The following is a 17,138-nucleotide window of genomic DNA, read 5'->3' as shown; positions in this document are numbered from 1 at the left end:
CCCGCGTCTAGCGGAAAGCCTGACGCGGCACCAGGGGCCCGCGAAAGGCCGTCTGCTCGAAGTCACAACGGGCCTCCCACTCGGAGGCCGCCGCGCGGAAGGCGGCCCCATAGTCCGGAAGCGCGCCCACCTCATGCCGCACGGCGCCGCAGTCGCCCGCCAGGTAGGCGGCCTCGATCCTGAGCCGCGTGGCCTCCCGGCGGATGGCCTCCGGGAGCGCGGTGTCCGCCAGGGCGCGCTGGAGCTGCTCGCCCGCGAGCGCCGGGGCCCCCACCTGGTGCAGCCGCCGCCCCAGCAGGTAGTGCAGCCACGGGTCCTGCGGCGAGGTGAGCAGGGCCCGGTCCAGCAGCAGCATCCGCAGCTCGTCCTGGGGCGCGCGGAAGTACGCCTCGATGGGCGCGCGCCGCGACGGGCTCTCCAGCGCGGCCAGCTTCACCTGGGCGGTGCGCGTCACCTCCGGGCCGGCGTCCAGCGCGAGCGCGGCCCGGAGGAAGGCGCGGGCCCCCTCCACGTCCTCCAGGTGGAGGGCCACGTCGGCGCGCGCCACGGCCACCTCCGCGGCGAGCGCGGGCCGGTCCTTCACCTGCTCCGCGAGCGCGGCCAGCACCTTCGCCGCGTCGGGCGCGCGCTCCAGGGCGTCCAGGGCCACGGCCTGGCCCAACTGGAAGGACGGCTCCTCCGGCTGGAGCCGGGCGGCGCGCTGGTAGCGCTGGAGCGCGTCCTGCGGGTCGCTGGCGAGCGCGTCGCGGGCGGAGTCCGACAGGCGGGCCACCTCGCGGGCGCAGGCGCGGGAGAAGAGGCTGCCGGTGCGGAAGCGGGCGAAGGCGCGCGCCAGCGTGGACGCGTCCAGGGGCAGCGCGTCCAGCATTCGCTCCCATTCCGTGACGAGCTCGTTCAGGGGCCGGCCGTAGGCCTCCTCGAAGTCCGCGTGCGCGTAGACGGCGCGCAGCCGGTCCGCGCCGTAGGTGTCCGCCAGGTAGCGCAGGAACGAGCCCGCCACCGTGTACGCGCGCGCCGGGGCGGACTGGTAGAAGCCCTTGGGCCCCATGAGGTCGCGCATGTCCGGGGCCAGCCCCTGCCGGCGCATGCCCGCGGCCCACTGGTGCAGGGTGAGCTCGCCCTGCACGGGGTCGTCCGCGGCCACGGCGAGCCCTTCAATCACGCCCATCAGCGGCCACACGCCCAGCCGGGTGGTGACGCGGAAGAAGCCGGAGCCCGCGGGGCCCGCCATGACGTGCGCCAGCTCGTGGTGCAGCGTGGAGTGGGGGAAGGGCTTGTCCTGGATGTGCAGCTCCGTGCGCCAGGGCTTGGCGAACTGGGTGCGGCCGGCGCCCACCAGCCGCTGCTTCTCGTCCTCGGAGCGGTAGAGCCACACGCGCACGCGCTCCCTGGGGGCCACGCCCAGGAAGCCCGCCGTCTGGGCGAAGCGGAACTCCAGGTCGCGGGCCATCCGGTCCACGTCCTGGCGCGCCTTGCCGCGCGGGTAGTGCAGGATGAAGTGCTCCGTCTCCCGCACGCCGCCCAATTGTTCGGCGAGGTACGCGTCCGTCATCCGCAGGCCCAGCTGGGGGGCGTGCCCCTCCATCCAGAGGATGCCCAGGACACAGGGGAGCGCCAGGCCCAGCAGGCCGCCCAGGCGCGCGCCCTTCAACGAGAGGCGCCCGGTGCGCACGTCCAGGAGCGCGAGGGCGAGCCCCGCGAACACGCCCACCGCCAGGAGCGTCTCCAGCCGGAACCAGCCCAGCGCGGCCGTCATCTGGAGCGCCTCGTCGTACAGCGGACCGGGCAGGTGGCCGAGGAAGACGTTGAAGGCGAACACCTGGGGCCCGAAGACGATGGGCCACACCGTCACCGCCAGGGAGGCCAGGAGGAGCAGGGCATACAGCCCCGCAGCGCCCCGGGGCCGGGCCGTCGCGAAGCCCAGGAGGACACCCGCCGCGGCGGCGATGAGGGCGGAGGGGAGGGTCAGCAGGGGATAGAAGCCGGCCAGCTCGAACGGGTCGCACGCGGTGCGAAGCCGGGCGAAGAGCAGGGCGCACACGAAGGGGGGGGCCAGCACCCCCAGGTTCAGGAGGGCGCTGGCGCCCAGGGCCCGGCCCACGGCGGTTCCGGGCAGGGCGGAGGCTTCCAGCCCGGCGGGCCGGGGCGCGGCGCCGGTGAGGAGGCGGCGCTCCTGGGCGGCGGCGGCGATGCCTGTCCCACCCCCGAGCAGGCCGACGGCGATGGACAGGGCCAGGCCCAGCTCGAAGCCGGGGACCCCGAAGAGCGGGAGGAGGACGAGCGCCGACCCCCCGCCGCCGAGCAGCAGCACGGTGGCCAGGACGGCTGGACGGCCCAACAGTGCGCGGGCGCGGGAGAGGACTTGCCGCATGGCGTCCCCTATACTCCCCGGCCGCATGTCCGAACAGAAGAGCGGATCCGAACTGCGCACCCACGGTCGTGCGCCCATCGAGCTGAAGGTCGACTACAAGAAGCTCAATTCGTTCTTCGCCGACTACACGAAGAACATCAGCAAGGGCGGCACGTTCATCAAGACGAAGAAGCCGCTGCCCATCGGCACGCGCTTCCTCTTCAAGCTGACGGTGCCGCACCGCGAGGCACCCTTCGAGCTGTTGGGCGAAGTGGTGTGGTCCAAGGCGGACGCGGAGGAGCCCGGCATGGGCATCCGCTTCATCTACAGCAGCGAGTCCCAGCGCGTGGACTTCGAGACACTGGTGGAGCGGCTCATGTCCGACAGCCTGGGCTCCGAGCTGACCGAGAAGCTGCTCAACAAGCCCCTGCATCCCCAGCACCCATGAAGACGCGCCTCACGTTCGTCATGGCGGCGCTGGCCTTCGCGGGCGGCGCGTGTCAGGAAGCGCCCGCCGCGCCTCCGAAGCCCGCCGCGCCCGCTCCGGCGCGCCCCCGGTCCAGGGACGTGTCGGCGGAGGACTACGTGATGCCGACCCTGCCGCGCGCGCACGTGCGGCTGAAGGACGCCTACGGAGGGGTGCACCGCCTGGAGGTGGAGGTGGCCGCCACGGCCGAGTCGCGCACGCGCGGGCTCATGTGGCGCAAGTCGCTGCCGGCCGGGCAGGGCATGCTCTTCCTCTTCCCGGATGAAGAGGTGCGCGGCTTCTGGATGCGCAACACGCTCATCCCGCTGGACATGCTGTTCATCACGTCCGAGGGCCGCGTCGTGGGCATCATCGAGAACGCGGAGCCGCGCACGCTGACGAACCGCTCGGTGGGCATCCCCAGCCAGTACGTGCTGGAGGTGCCGGGCGGCTGGTGCCAGAAGAACGGCGTCGTCCGCGGCGGCACCGCCGAGTTCGAGGGCGTGAGCACCATCCCCATCACGCCGTGACACACCGGCGGCCGGTGACGCATGTTTGTCGCGCGCCGGGGCCGCCCGTGATGAAGAAGTGACGCGCTGCTCAAGGCAACGCCATGCCACCTCCGCAGGATGCGCGCCGCGCGTGAACGCTCCGACACCCGGTTCGGGGCGCGCGCCAGCTCCTGGAGGATGTACGCATGGCTTCTCGTCTGTTGAGCCGCGCCACCGGCGCGATGCTCCTGCTTGGCACCGCGACGTGGGTGGGTTGCGAGGGAGATTCAGGTCCCGCGGGGGCGGAGGGGCCCAAGGGGCAGGACGGCCAGAATGGCCAGGACGGAGCGCAGGGGCCGGCGGGTGAGCCCGGAGCTCCGGGCCCGGGCACCCAGGGACTGCCGGGGCCGGGCGCCACGGCGCGCGCTCCGGGGGTGGAGCCCGGCACGCCGCTGTCGTCCGTCATCGCGGTGACGTTCCGGGGCGACCTGGGCACGGGCGCGACCAACGTTCCGGAGTACGTGAAGGCGCGCGTGGAGCAGGTCGTCACGGGGAAGCTGCCCTCGCCGCTGGTGTTCCCGCTGTCGCCCGCCTCCACGGACACGGTGCGCTCGGTGCCGGGCCTGTATCCGACCACGGTCATCAAGTGGATGGATCCGCTGGCCTATACCAAGGGCGCGGCGCGCTTCGGCGCGAACGTGGACTACATCGCCTTCTTCGGTGACGGCTGGTCGCAGGACGGCAGCGCGCCGCAGTACCACGGGCAGGCCTCGGCCGGCTGGATGTGGATCAACCACGAGTACATCTCCGGCACGAAGCCGCGCGCGAACACGGCGCCCATTGGCCAGCACCTGGACTTCGCGCGCTTCCTGCGCAACACGGGCACGCTCTCCAACACGGTGGCGGACGGCACGTCGTGGCAGGCGGACGCGCTCGCCTCCTACAACCGCGAGTGGAAGAAGCAGGTGGGCGGCACCTGGATGCGCGTGGTGCAGGACCCCGCGACGGGCGGCTGGGCGGTGGACCGCAGCGCGGCCAACGTGCGCTACGACGCCTCCAGCGCCACCCTGGCGAAGGTGGTGGGCGTGACGCTCTCCGGCGAGGAGCATGACGACTCCGGCGAGGCGCTCGCGGCGGGCGTGGTGCCCGGCACGCACTCCAACTGCTCCGGTGGCCAGACGCCGTGGGGCACGGTCATCGTCGGCGAGGAGAACGTCCAGGGCGTCTATGGCGATCCGGAGGCCGCGCTGTGGACGGGGAAGAACGACTGGATTCCGGCGGCCCCGGGCTTCGCGCCGGGCGCTCCGCTCGCGCCCGATTTCTCGGCCCCGGCGGACGGCGACATGATCAGCGGGGACCGCAACTCCGCGCACCGGAAGGACGGCTACGGCTACCTGACGGAGGTGGATCCGGGCCAGCCGCCGGAGCTCTGGTACGGCAAGGACGCGGAGAAGCCGGGCGCGGGCCACCGCAAGCTGGGCGTGATGGGCCGCGCGCACTGGGAGAACGCCACGTTCGTGGTGGACGCGAACTGGAAGCTGCTCGCGAACCAGCCCATCGTCATCTACGGCGGCGATGACCGGCGCGGCGGGCGCATCTTCAAGTTCGTGTCGCAGGGCAGGTATACGCCCGGGATGACCAAGGCGCAGGTGCGCGCGCTGCTGGACGCGGGCACGCTCTACGCGGCGCACTTCGCGGGCCTGGACAACGCGACGGGCGACACGCTGGTGGGCGGGGTGGTGCCCACGGACGCGGCGCCGGGCCACGGCCGGTGGATCCAACTGGGCCTGGACAGCACGGACCTGGCTCCGAACGGCGAGGCCTTCGGGAAGCCGACGCTCCAGGTGGGCGCGGCGCTGCGCGACGTGAACCACAACGCGATGGGCGGCTTCACCAACGACGACCAGGTGCGCAAGCTCTTGTGGACGGCCGCGAACAAGGTGGGCGTGATGGAGCTCAACCGCCCCGAGGACACGGAGTGGAACCCGAAGGACCCCAGCGGCACGCCGCTGCTCTACGTGGCCTTCACCGAGCACGGCGACCCCACGGCGTTGGATCAGCAGGGCCGGGTGGCCACCGCCGAGCTGAAGGACGGCGCGTGGGTGAAGAAGGAGCGCGGCGCGCAGGACAACCGCGCGGTGGACAAGGTGGGCTCCATCTTCGCCATCCGTGAGGCGGATCCGGCGGCGCCCGCGGGCTCGCGCACCTTCGACTTCTTCCGCGTGTGGAAGGGCGAGGCGGCGGCCACCAGCGCGGCGCCGGAGTTCGCGGCGGCCAAGCCGGACAACCTGGTCATCGACCGCGAGGGCGGCGTGTGGTTCGGCACGGACGGCAACTTCGGCGTCAACAAGGTCGCGGACGGCATCTTCTACCTGGACCAGGCGCCCGCGCACCGCGGCAGCCCGTACTTCCGCAAGGCCTTCCGCGTGCTGTCCATGCCGAGCGACGCGGAGGCCACGGGCCCTGCGTTCAACGCGGACATGACCAGCCTGTTCGTCAGCGTCCAGCACCCGGGCGAGGACAACTTCAGCGTCTGGCCGTAGTCCGTTCCGACGGTCCCCGAAGACGGAGCCTTGTGCATGCGTTCATCCGTGCTCGATGGGGTGCGAGGCCCCGTCTTCATCGTCCTGACGTTGGGGGCCTTCGCCGCGGCGGCGGGCGTGTGGCGGTTGCGCGCGCCCGCCGCGGTGGCGCCGCCGTTCGATCCGCTGGAGCAGGCCCTCGCGGCGGGCAGCCGCGTGGCCAACCGCGAAGCCCCGGTCCCGTCCATGTGCTACACGAAGACGGCCGGGGTCTCGAACCCATGCTGGACCTGTCACACGGGCGGCGTGGGCAACAACGTGATGGCCGACGACTCGCTCCAGGCGGAGTACGCCTTCAGCGACGTGGGCCTGACGAACCACTGGACGAACCTCTTCACGGACCGGACGCGCGAGATGGCGTCCATCTCCGATGACGAGGCGCTCGAGTACATCCGTGAGGACAACTACACGCCGCTGCGCGCCGCGCTCCTGGGGCGAGCGGGCGGCTACAAGGGCTGGGTGCCGGACCTGGACCTGACGCGGGGCTTCGACGCGGAGGGCTTCGCGCGGGACGGCAGTGGCTGGCGGGCCGTGCGCTACAAGCCGTTCCTGGGCACGTTCTGGCCCACCAACGGCAGCACGGACGACGTCTACATCCGGCTCCCGGAGGCCTTCCGGAAGGACGCGAGCGGACAGCCGTCGCGCGAGGTGTATCGCATCAACCTCGCGGTGCTGGAGGCCGCGATGACGGTGGATCCGGGCCTCCTGGACGTGAAGCGCGCGAGCCGCCGGGTCGAACCGGTGGACGAGCGCGTGGGCGGCATGGACCTGGACGGTGACGGGGTCCTGTCCGCGAGCGTGGAGCGCGTGAACGGCCTGCCCGCGCACTACGCGGGGAGCGCGGCGGACGTGCGGGTGCGGCGCTACACGTACCCGAAGGGCACGGAGTTCCTGCACACGGTGCGGTACGTGGATCCGGACGCGCCCTCGCTGCTGTCCACGCGGATGAAGGAGCTGCGCTATTCGCGCAAGGACGAGGAGCCGGCGGACGACCGGGTGCGGAGCTTCTACGCGGAGGAGCAGGAGAAGAAGGCGCGGGGCCGGCTGCCCGCGTTTCCGGGTACGCCGGAGCTGGGGTTGATCAACGAGTTCGGCTGGCGCCTCCAGGGCTTCATCGAGGACGCCAGGGGACGGCTGCGCCTCCAGACGTTGGAGGAGCACGTCTACTGCATGGGCTGCCACACGAACCTGGGCGTGACGGTGGACCAGACCTTCGCGTTCCCGCGCAAGGTGCCGGGGCGCGAGGGCTGGAGGCCGCAGGACCTGCGAGGACTGCCAGACGTGCCGCAGGCAGGGCACACCGCGCCGGAGACGGCGACGTACTTCGAGCGCGTGCAGGGCGGCGATGAGTTCCGCGCGAACCAGGAGCTGCTCCATCGCTTCTTCCCAGGAGGCGTGCTGGACCTGCCCGCGGTGCGGCGCGCGGCACCCGGTGGGGACCGCGACCTGGCCTGGCTGGTGACACCCTCGCGGGAGCGTGCGCTCCAACTCGACAAGGCCTACCAGGCGCTGGTCCGGGAGCAGGCGTTCGCGCTGGGACGGGACACGCTGCCGTCACCGCCCGCGAACGTGCACCGTGCCGTGGAGAACGGCTCCACGGGGCTGGAGGCCACGGACCGCCTCTACAAGGACGGACGGCTGCACCTCGCCTGGGAGTAGGGCGCGCTTCACCGGGACGTGAGGCGCGCTCCGGCTACTTCACCGCGCCAGGCTGGAACAGGAACGTGCTGGTCTGCGTCTGCGCGGAGACGGCCTTCACGCGCTTGCGCAGGGACGCGGCGACGGAGGACAGCTCGGCGGGGTGGGGCTGGGCGGACAGGCCGTGGTGGTCCACCGCGGCGAGGCTGAGCGTCACCGGCACCCTGTCTCCCGCCGCCATGGCACCGCCGCGCCGCAAGTCCTCCGGACCGTAGAGCGGCACCTTCTCCGCGTCGAAGCGCTGGCAGAGCGTGCGCAGCACGTCCGGCGCCACCGCGTCCGGACACACGAGCACGAAGTCGTCTCCGCCCACGTGGCCCAGGTTCGAGCCCTCCGGCAGCAGGTGCAGGCACTCCGACAGGATGCTCGCCGTGTGGCGGATCACCCGGTCACCCTGGAGGAACCCGTAGCGGTCGTTGTACGCCTCGAAGTGATCCAGGTCCGCGTAGATGATGGTGAACGCGCGGCCCTGGAGCGCGGCGCGGATCCACCGTTCGATCATCCGGCTTCCCGGCAGGTCCGTGAGCGGATGCGCGCCCGTCGCCGCGTGCTGCTCCAGGTCCGAGGCCCGCGCGATGAGCTGCTTCATCGTCACCGTGCCCAGGAAGTGGCCCTGCGCGTCCGTCACCACCACCGGGTCGTAGACGGACTCGGGCGGACGGCGCATCGCCATGCGCGCCAGCGCCGTGATGGCCGTCGCGTCCTCCACCACCATCGGGGCCTCGCGCGGACCCTCCGGAAGCGCGGACTCCGTGCTGGCGGCGGCACCCCCGAGCCGGGCGTAGAAGCTCCGCCGCGTCACCACCGCTCGCGGCTGCTCTCCGTCCAGCAGCACGACGTGGTCCTCGCCCGGCGTGCGGCGGAAGAGCCGGTCGAGCTCCACGGCCTGCGCCGTCACCGGCGCGCACGGCGGACGGATGATCATGCTGCCCACCGTCTCGTCGTCCTCGTGCTCACGGTGGTGCAGGGCACGGATGGCCTCGCGGCAACGCTCCGCGAAGTCCGCGCCCGGCCGCTGCGGCGAGCTCACGGGCCGCGCGAGCAGATAGCCCTGCGCGTGCCGGATGCCCAGGCGCAAGAGCACCGCCAGCTCGTTCCACGTCTCCACGCCCTCGGCGATGAGGATCGCGTCCACGCGCTGCGCGAACGCCACCAGCGACTTCACCAGGTGCTGCCGGTACGTGTGCAGGTGGATGTCCCGCACCAGCGCCTGGTCCAGCTTGATGAAGTCCGGCGCGCTGTGCACCAGCGTCACCAACCCCGAGTGCCCCGCGCCGAAGTCGTCCAGCGCGATGCCGAAGCCCTGCTCCGCGTACCGCCGCGCGAGCATGCGCAGCTGCTCCGTGTCCTCGAACGTGCTGCGCTCGGTGATCTCCAGCACCAGCTGCTGCGGGCTCAGGCCGTGCTGACGCAGCAGCTCCAGCGTGGACGCGCCGCCAAAGCGCTCGTCGCTCAGCACGTCAGGGCTGACGTTGAAGAAGAAGGGCCCGCGCCGCTGCGCCTCCGGCAGCGTGGCGATGCGGCGCACCGCCGCGGTCCAGCACGCGCGCTCCAACTCGAAGGTGAAGCCCTCCACCCGCGCGCGGTTGAACAACTCGTTGGGGGACTCCACCGGGCCCAGGCCTCGCGACAGCACCTCATGGCCAAGGACCTCGCCGCTGAGCAGATCGACGATGGGCTGGAAGACGGTGGCGACCCTCGGCTCGTCACCGTTCCATAGCCAGGGCGGTGGTGGTGCGGGCGTGCTGGGGGAGGGCAGGCTCATGACCCCCGAAATGTACCGCGCTCTGGCGCAAGCTTCAGTCCCCCCCGACCACCTGACAGGGCCAACATCGAAAACGGACGCTTCCCCCGGGGGCCGCCTCGGGCCCGGGGCGGGGGCGTCCTGGGGGCCTCCCCAGGTTCTATTCCCCCTGAATCCGCTGGATTTCCGGCAGTTTGGCGCCCCCGGAGGCCGTCGGAGCGCCACCCACCGGGGCCACCGGGGCGATTTCCACCGGCGCCACCTGGGTCAGGGTGACCTGAGCCGCGACCGCGTCCATCGCCTGGCCTTCCTCTCCCTGGGCGGTCGAGAGGGCACGGAACCGGCGGGCCAGCGAGGCCAGCTCGGCCGCCTTCAGCTGCGCCTGGCCGCTGCGCAGCGACAGCAGCGCCACGCGCGCACGCTCCAGCAGCGCCACCTCCGCACGCAGCCTCGCGAGGATGCGCTCGCGCCGCTGCCGCATGTCCCCCAGCCGTTCCACCTCCTCGGCCAACGACGCCGCCGCGGCCTCCAGCTGCCGGCGCGCCACCACGTCGGTGCTCGCGCGAGCACTGCGCTCCAGGCTGTCGCGCTCCGCCTGCAACTCCGCCGCGGCGCGCTCCTCCAGCTGTGCTTCCACGCCGGCCCACTCGGACGCGAGCTCCACCGCGCCCTGGGTGATCCGCGCCAGCGTCCGGGCCAGCTCCTCGCGCGCGGGCTCCCGGGGCAGCTTCGCCAGCGACTGCCCGCACTGGCGATAGAGCGACAGCGCGCGCTCGGACAGCGTGTGGAAGTCACCGGTGAGCTGCGGGAGCAACTCCTCCGCGCGCGCCTCCACCGGGTCGGCCGTCAGGCCCAGGTGCGCGGCGATGGCGCCCAGCCCCACGAAGAGCCCCACGATGCCGCCCACCACCGCCGCCGCCAACAACGTGGGCGTGGCCACGGACGCCAGCCGCGCGGACAGGATGTTCGCCACCACGCCGCCCGCGAGCGTGAGCCCCGCGCCCAGCACGGCGCCCAGGCCGTAGTGCACGAGGGTGGGGCGGGCCTCCGCGACCTGTCCCTCCTCGCCCAGGTCGTTGAGGCGCGCGCGCACCAGCAGCGCACCGGCGGCCGCGCCGCTGGTGGCCACCGTCCACGCGGGCGACAGGCCCAACCCGTAAGGCAGCGCGACGAGCACCAACCCCAGGCCGCTCAAGAGGCCCCGGTCCCACCGGTCGCCGCGCGCGCAGGCCAGCACCACCGCGGCGGGCACCAGCCACGTCAGCGGCACCGGCATGCCCGCGCGCAGGCCGAGCCACTGCACGAGCCCTGCCCCGGCGCCTGCCGCCAGCGCGCGCGTGACGGTGTGCTCGAAGGCTTCGCGGTGATGGAATTGCAACACGGCGGCATTCATCGGGACACCCCGGGAACGGCCCCAAGGGCCGGGAATGTCCCTTTGAACGCGCGGCGCGCGAAAAGGGTCTACGCCTTCGGCCGCGAAATGGGTCCCGTCCTGCCCTTCGTCACGCGGAGGTAGTCCGCCGGGGCGAGGACGAGCTGCGTCCCGCGCACCCCCGCGGACACCGCCACCGCGTCGAACAGCTCCAGCGTCTCATCCACGAAGACGGGATAGTCCTTCTTGCCCCCGAGCGCGGTGACGCCGCCCCGGATGTAGCCGGTGAGCGGCTGCAGCTCCTTGAGGGGAACGGTGTCCACCTTGCGGTCGCCGGACAGCCGCGCCAGGGCCTTCAAGTCCAGCTCCGCGTTGCCCGGCACCACCGCCATCAGCACGCCGGTGCGGTCGCCCTTGGCCACCAGCGTCTTGAAGACCTGCTCCGCCGGCATGCCCACCTTCGCGGCCACCGTCTCCGCGGACAGGTCGTCCGGATCCACGTCGTAGTCGCGCAGCGCGTACGCGATGCCGAGCGAGTCCAGGAGCCGGGCGGCGTTCGTCTTCATGGCGTTACATCCCCAGGGCCGTGGCGGCGGCCTTCACCCGCTGGAGCGCGTCCTCGGGCGTGCTGCCCACCGCGGACAGGTGGCCCATCTTGCGGCCCTTGCGCGCGTCGCGCTTGCCGTACAGGTGCAGCCGGACGCCGGGCAGCGCCAGCGCCTGCGCGAAGCGGGGCCCGCCCTCCTGGAGCCACAGGTCGCCCAGCAGGTTCACGATGGCCGCGGGGCGCACCACCTCCACGGAGCCCAGGGGCAGGTTGCACACCGCGCGCACGGCCTGTTCGAACTGGCTCGTCAGGCACGCCACCTCCGTCGAGTGGAAGCTGTTGTGCGGCCGGGGCGCCACCTCGTTGACGAGCAGCGTCCCGTCTCCCAACAGGAACATCTCCACCACCAGGAGGCCCTCCACCTTCAGCCCGTCGGTGATGTCGCGCGCCACCTGCGACGCCTGCGTCAGCACGGCCGGAGGCAGCGGGCCGGGGAGCAGCGACCACGCGAGGATGCGCTCCTCATGGTGGTTGAACGCGGGCGGATACACCGCGAGCTGGCCATCCGGCCCCCGCGCCACCAGCACGGACAGCTCCGCCTTCAGGTCCAGCGCGGCCTCCACCACCACGGAGCGCCCGCCCAGCTCCTTCCACGCGACGGCCGCCTCGGAGGCCGACGTCACCTCGTACTGGCCGCGCCCGTCGTAGCCACCCTCGCTGGACTTGATGAAGCACCTGCCGCCCAGCGCGGTGATGGCCTGGGACAGCGCCTCCTCCGAGTTCGCCTCGCGCCACGGGCCCAGCGGGAAGCCGCCCCTGGCGAGCCAGGCCTTCTGCCGGCCGCGGTGCTGCACCACCTCCAGCACGGAGGCGCCGGGCCGCATGGGCGCGTGCCGGGCCACCGCGTTGAGCGTGGACAGCGACACCTTTTCAATCTCCAGCGTCACCACGTCGCACTGTCGCGCCAGGTCCTCCGCCGCCGCCGTGTCGGAGAAGGACGCGGTGAGGCAGCGGTCCACCACGGAGCGGGACGGGCACGCCGAGTCCGGATCCAACGCCTGCACCTGGTAGCCCAGCGTGCGCGCCGCGAGCGCCATCATGCGCCCCAGCTGGCCGCCGCCCAGGATGCCCAGCGTCCCGCCCGGAAGCACCATGGGGCCGCTCATCCCGCCACCTCGCGCTGCGCCAGCACCTCATCCGTGCGGGCCTTGCGCCATGCGGCCAGCCGCTCGCGCAGCTCCGGGTACTTCAGCGCCAGGATGGCCGCCGCGTGCAGCGCCGCGTTGGCGGCCCCGGGCTTGCCAATGGCCTGCGTCCCCACCGGCACGCCCTTGGGCATCTGCACGATGGAGAGCAGCGCGTCGAAGCCGGACAGCACGGTGGTGGGCATGGGCACGCCCAGCACGGGCAGCAGCGTCTTGCTGGACACCATGCCGGGCAGGTGCGCCGCGCCGCCCGCCGCGGCGATGATGACGGACAGGCCGCGCGACTCCGCGCTGGACGCGTACTCCATCATCCAGTCCGGCGTGCGGTGCGCGGACACGACGCGCACCTCGTGCGGGATGCGCAGCTCGGCGAGGATGTCGATCGCCGGTTGCAGGTGCTCCAGGTCGCTCTTGCCGCCCATGATGACCCCGACCCACGGGGTGCTCGCGCTCGCCGCCATGCTGTTCCGCGCCTCCAGTGCGCCCTGCTTCCAGGGGGTGAAGCCTGGAAGAACGCGGAGATAGGGCCACGCGATTCCGCAGGTCAACCGCGAAGATGTGACGTCGCGGCGACAGGCAGGCAGGGGGCCGGGCGCCGCCCCCTCGCACGTTGCTCCCGGGCTTCGGGCCTTCAGTACGTCGAGCCCATGCGCCCGAAGCTCTTGAGCGCCTTCACCTTGGTGGCCTTCGTCGCGGCCTTCAGGGCCTCGTCGGTCTGCGCGGCGTCGTATTCCTGCATCGTGCGGGACTGCTCCTCCTGATCCGCCGCCACCGCCGCCGCGCCCGCCACCGCGCTCGCCTCCATGAAGAGGGCCTGGTTCTGGGAGAGGTAGCCCTTCGCCTCGGCACGGTTGCCCTGGCTCATGGCCTCCGCGGCCTTCTGGAGGTTCTGCGCGCTGCGGGCCCGGGCCGCGTACACCGTGGCCTCCTTGTCCTGGCGCCGGACGACCTCCTCCTGCACGTCCGTGGCCACCGCGGCCAGCAGGGACTGGTCCTCCACGTCCTTCTGCACCAGCAGGTCCGTGTACGCGACCATCAGCCCCGCCACCTGCACGGACTGGCCCGGAGCGGTCCCCGTCACGTGGAGGCGCGCCACCACGCGCTCCACCTGGCCCGCGGAGAAGTCCGGCAGCGCCACGCGCACCGTGTTGCCGGCCTGGTGGTAGCGGTAGCCCAGTACCTCATCCAGCGTCGTGCCCGGGGGCAGGTCGAAGGACAGCTCCACGTTGCGCGCCACCGCGGTGGTGGCCTGCTGCAGGTCGCGCTGGAAGAGGGTGGACAGCTTGCTCGCGTCCTCGAGGAAGCCGTACGCGCCGGCGCCGTACTCCGCGAAGGCCTGCATCAGGTTCTCGTTGAAGTCCGTGCCCACGCCAATGGAGCTCACCGTGATGCCGGACGCGCGGATCTCCTTCACCACGTTCTTCAGCCCCTCCTCGTCGGACACGCCCTCGGTGGGCTGGCCGTCGCTCATCAGGATGAGGCGGTTCACCGGGGTCGCCGCGCCCATGGCGGAGGCCAGCTGCGCGCGGCCCACGGACAGGCCCGCGCTGATGTTGGTGCCACCGTCATCCCAGATGCCGTCGATGAACTGGAGCATCCGCTCGCGGTTGGCCCCGGTGGCCGGCAGGGACGGCAGGCTCTTCACGTCGCTGCCGTAGTGCACGATGGCCAGCCGGTCCTCGTCGCGCAGCAGCGACACCAGGTGCCGCGCGGCCTGCTTCGCCTGCTGGAGCTTGTAGCCGCTCATGGACCCGGACCGGTCGATGACCACCGCCAGGTTCACCGGGCTCCTCTTCGCCCCGGGCACCTCCGCGCCGGTGAGGTCCACCGTCACGTACGTCTCGGACGGCCCCACCGGCACGTACGGATGCGACAGCCGGCTCGTCACCTGGAGGCTGCCGGAGGACGCGCGCGTCCCCTGCGCCGGGGTGGGCAGCGGGGAGGGCACGACGACGCCGGTTCGTGTGGGGGGGAACATGTCCCCGTGGGGCATGCCCAGCACCAGCGCGGTGAGGGCCAGGCCACCAGCCAGGGCGAGGAACAGGACCGTACGATTCATGGCAGGGCTCCAAAGGCGTTTGAAACGCGGGCCCTGCCTTTACGTACGGGGTGCGCGAAAAGGTCTAACCCTTTCGCGCGAGGCGACTGTTCAGTGCGCCGTTCAGTTGCCCTGGGCCGCCGGCGTGGCGCCCGCGCAGAAGTAGGGCGAGTTGTTCTCGCCGAAGGTGCGCCGGTAGAAGCTCTCGTCGGCGACCTTGATGGCATCCAGCGTGTCCTGGTCCAGGAGCAGGGGGCGGCACGTCATGCGCTCCTTGAGCCCCTTCTCCACGTCATCCACGGTGCGGGTGATATCGCAGCCCGTCGTCGTGCCCTGCACGCACTCCTTGCTGCAGTAGCCCAGGGCCGGCGCCTCCGGATCCTCGCTGCGGGGGCTCTGGTCGTCGCGCACGCAGATGAGGTCCTCGCACTCCAGCGAACCGAAGGAGATGAAGTCCTGATCCGCGGCGATGTCCTTCTCCTTCACCTCCACCACCTCGCGGCCCTGCTCCGCCTTCTCCTGGGCCGTGGCCTTGCGCACCAGGGTGCACGGCTTGCCCAGCTCGGTTTTGACGTCGCAGCCACCCAGCATCAGGACGGCGGACAGGAAGAGCGCGGATCGCACGAACATCTTTGAGACCTCTAGGAAGGATGGAGACAGGGCGCGCGTGGGGGATGACGGCGCCCGGAACCCGGAAACGGTAGCACACCACTTCCTCGCGCCAACCCCTGACCCGCGGGGCCTGAGCCCAGTGGAATTGTGAAGGGATACGAGAGGAATCCAGAGGGTGCGGGCGCATTCTGCTGGTTGATGGTTGGGAATACGGCCGATAGGATGGTGAGGCTGATGTGATGCTGCCTTCCGGTGGCAGTACGTTCCCTCCCCCCACGGAGCGCCCGGACTTGAACCGCCCCACGCTGCTGCTTGCGCTGAGCCTGATGTGGCCCGCGCTGGCCCCCGCCCAGACCCAGGAAGGCATGGGCCTCGATCTCACCGAGGACGCCCAGGCCAAGCCGCCCGCAGAGAACCCCGCGCCGCCGCCGGACGAGGAAGCCCGCCCCGCGTCGCCGCCTGCCGCCACGCCGGCGAAGGACATCCCGATTGAAGCGCTGATGCCGCTCACGGACATCACCCAGGACGACCGGGTGAAGAGCGTGCAGCGCAAGGTCTACCTGAAGAAGAACCGCCTGGAGATCTCACCGTTCGTGAGCATCTCCGTGAACGACCCGTTCTATTCGAAGTTCGGCGGGTCGCTCCGGGCGGCCTGGTACCTGTCCGACACGCTGGCCATCTCCGCGCGCGGCTCGTTGATCCAGGTGCTCCCGTCGGATGACGTCCGCACGGCGAAGCGCACCTTCAACAGCAAGATCTACAACTCCGTGCCGAACTGGTCCGCCATGGGCGACCTGGAGTGGGCGCCGCTCTACGGCAAGGTGTCCTTCCTCAACTCCATCCTCCACTTCGACGGCTACCTGCTGGGCGGCATGGGCGTGGTGAGGACGGAGACCTCCGCGCTGCCCGACCGCGGGCTCAACCCGGCCTTCGACCTGGGCCTGGGCATGCGCTTCGTCACCAAGGACTACCTGGCCGTCAACGTGGCCCTGATCAACACCTCCTATGTGGACCAGCCCCTGGGCAGCAGCAAGGGCGCCATCCAGAACGTCATGACCCTCAACGCGGGCATCTCCATCTTCCTGCCCCTCAAGTCGACGGGGAGGGAGTCCGAATGAAGCCCGCCGTCCGTCTGCTCCTGACCCTGTGCGCGGGCGTGCCCGCGCTCGCCTCCGCCGCCGACCAGGCCCCCGCTCCGGCCGCCGCCGCGCCCGCGGCTCCCGCACCGGCCACACCGGCTCCGGCTCCGGCGCCCGCGGCTCCGAAGACCGCGGCTCCGAAGACCGCGGCCAACTCCAACCCGCCCACCACCTCCCAGGAGGAGGAGGCCGGCGACGTGTCCGAGGTGGACAAGGACGCCCTGGGGCCCCTTCGCGAGCGCATCCGGCCGGTGTCCGGCCACATGTTCCTCAAGAAGGGCCGCTTCGAGCTGAGCCCGTCCGCGTCCGTCACCATCCGCGACGCGTTCTTCAAGAAGTACCTCTTCGGCGGCACCCTCACGTACTTCCCCATGGAGACGCTGGGCGTGGGCCTGCGCGCCGGCTACGCGCTGAACTCCGTGGCGGGCTCCGCGCAGATCTGCACCTTCACGCCGGGCGAGGGCGGTGACACCCGCGGCTGCCGCGCGCCCACCAAGGGCGAATTGGATGGGTACGCGCCCGGCCAGATGACGCTCATGGGCGGCGTGGACGTCCAGTGGGCGCCCATCTACGGCAAGCTGTCGCTGCTGGCGGAGAAGTTCGTCCACTTCGACATGTACGGCGTCGTGGGCGCGTCCGTGGTCCAGTACAAGGGCCCGGCGACGTCGCTGACGGACGGCACGCCCGTCGCGGGCAGCAAGTCGTACCTCACGGGCGGTGGCAACGTGGGCGTCGGCCTGCGCTTCTTCTTCAACCGCTGGATGACGCTGCGCACGGAGCTGCGCGACCTCATCTACGTGGAGAAGGGCCGCGACCCCACGCCCAACTACCTCCGCAACCAGATCATGTTCGAGCTGGGCCTGTCCTTCTTCTTCCCCTCCGGTTCCTGAGACT

General features: G+C 71.7%; 14 protein-coding genes. 6 read left to right on the top strand and 8 right to left on the bottom strand.

The features are described from left to right. Positions 1 to 7: 7 nt before the first annotated feature. Positions 8 to 2,371, bottom strand: a complete 2,364-nt coding sequence (locus tag KYK13_RS26915) for a hypothetical protein (protein ID WP_223635117.1) — start codon at positions 2,369 to 2,371, stop codon at positions 8 to 10. 25 nt (positions 2,372 to 2,396) lie between these two features. Between KYK13_RS26915 and KYK13_RS26910 the strand changes: the two genes are divergently transcribed. From KYK13_RS26910 to KYK13_RS26895, 4 genes are all read left to right on the top strand, one after another. Continuing rightward, complete coding sequence (locus tag KYK13_RS26910; RefSeq protein WP_043321926.1) at positions 2,397 to 2,798, top strand: TIGR02266 family protein; 402 nt, start codon at positions 2,397 to 2,399, stop codon at positions 2,796 to 2,798. Further along, positions 2,795 to 3,346 (top strand): DUF192 domain-containing protein, encoded by a 552-nt coding sequence (locus KYK13_RS26905; protein WP_223635114.1) that lies wholly within the window; start codon positions 2,795 to 2,797, stop codon positions 3,344 to 3,346. The genes KYK13_RS26910 and KYK13_RS26905 overlap by 4 nt, the downstream gene beginning before the upstream one ends. Before the next feature lie 167 nt (positions 3,347 to 3,513). Continuing rightward, complete coding sequence (locus KYK13_RS26900) at positions 3,514 to 5,850, top strand: alkaline phosphatase PhoX (RefSeq protein ID WP_223635111.1); 2,337 nt, start codon at positions 3,514 to 3,516, stop codon at positions 5,848 to 5,850. Positions 5,851 to 5,886: 36 nt separating this feature from the next. Continuing rightward, entirely contained in the window at positions 5,887 to 7,548 is a 1,662-nt protein-coding gene (locus tag KYK13_RS26895; protein WP_223635109.1) for a hypothetical protein, read from the top strand. A gap of 34 nt (positions 7,549 to 7,582) precedes the next feature. Here KYK13_RS26895 and KYK13_RS26890 read toward each other — a convergent pair whose 3' ends face one another. From KYK13_RS26890 to cglC, 7 genes are all read right to left on the bottom strand, one after another. Then, positions 7,583 to 9,352 (bottom strand): bifunctional diguanylate cyclase/phosphodiesterase, encoded by a 1,770-nt coding sequence (locus KYK13_RS26890; RefSeq protein ID WP_223635107.1) that lies wholly within the window; start codon positions 9,350 to 9,352, stop codon positions 7,583 to 7,585. A 139-nt stretch (positions 9,353 to 9,491) separates the two neighbouring features. Further along, entirely contained in the window at positions 9,492 to 10,712 is a 1,221-nt protein-coding gene (locus tag KYK13_RS26885) for a hypothetical protein (RefSeq protein WP_223635105.1), read from the bottom strand. Positions 10,713 to 10,792: 80 nt separating this feature from the next. Further along, positions 10,793 to 11,269 (bottom strand): Cys-tRNA(Pro) deacylase, encoded by a 477-nt coding sequence (ybaK, locus tag KYK13_RS26880; protein ID WP_223635103.1) that lies wholly within the window; start codon positions 11,267 to 11,269, stop codon positions 10,793 to 10,795. A gap of 4 nt (positions 11,270 to 11,273) precedes the next feature. Further along, positions 11,274 to 12,416: a 5-(carboxyamino)imidazole ribonucleotide synthase gene (gene purK, locus KYK13_RS26875; RefSeq protein WP_223635101.1), complete on the bottom strand. Its 1,143-nt coding sequence runs from the start codon at positions 12,414 to 12,416 to the stop codon at positions 11,274 to 11,276. After that, positions 12,413 to 12,916, bottom strand: coding sequence for a 5-(carboxyamino)imidazole ribonucleotide mutase (gene purE, locus KYK13_RS26870; protein WP_223635099.1), 504 nt, complete (start codon positions 12,914 to 12,916; stop codon positions 12,413 to 12,415). The genes purK and purE overlap by 4 nt, the downstream gene beginning before the upstream one ends. A 170-nt stretch (positions 12,917 to 13,086) precedes the next feature. Beyond that, positions 13,087 to 14,514 (bottom strand): VWA domain-containing protein, encoded by a 1,428-nt coding sequence (locus tag KYK13_RS26865; protein ID WP_223635097.1) that lies wholly within the window; start codon positions 14,512 to 14,514, stop codon positions 13,087 to 13,089. Positions 14,515 to 14,616: 102 nt separating this feature from the next. Next, entirely contained in the window at positions 14,617 to 15,123 is a 507-nt protein-coding gene (gene cglC, locus KYK13_RS26860; protein ID WP_223635094.1) for an adventurous gliding motility lipoprotein CglC, read from the bottom strand. A 272-nt stretch (positions 15,124 to 15,395) separates the two neighbouring features. Between cglC and KYK13_RS26855 the strand changes: the two genes are divergently transcribed. After that, positions 15,396 to 16,223, top strand: a complete 828-nt coding sequence (locus tag KYK13_RS26855) for an outer membrane beta-barrel domain-containing protein (protein ID WP_223635091.1) — start codon at positions 15,396 to 15,398, stop codon at positions 16,221 to 16,223. Then, positions 16,220 to 17,134 (top strand): outer membrane beta-barrel domain-containing protein, encoded by a 915-nt coding sequence (locus KYK13_RS26850; protein WP_223635088.1) that lies wholly within the window; start codon positions 16,220 to 16,222, stop codon positions 17,132 to 17,134. The genes KYK13_RS26855 and KYK13_RS26850 overlap by 4 nt, the downstream gene beginning before the upstream one ends. Positions 17,135 to 17,138: the final 4 nt, after the last annotated feature.

This window comes from Corallococcus sp. EGB, assembly GCF_019968905.1.
In the GTDB taxonomy this organism is placed as follows: Bacteria; Myxococcota; Myxococcia; order Myxococcales; family Myxococcaceae; genus Corallococcus.
Note: the sequence above shows the minus strand (reverse complement) of the source record. Positions and strands in the feature narration are given on the sequence as shown.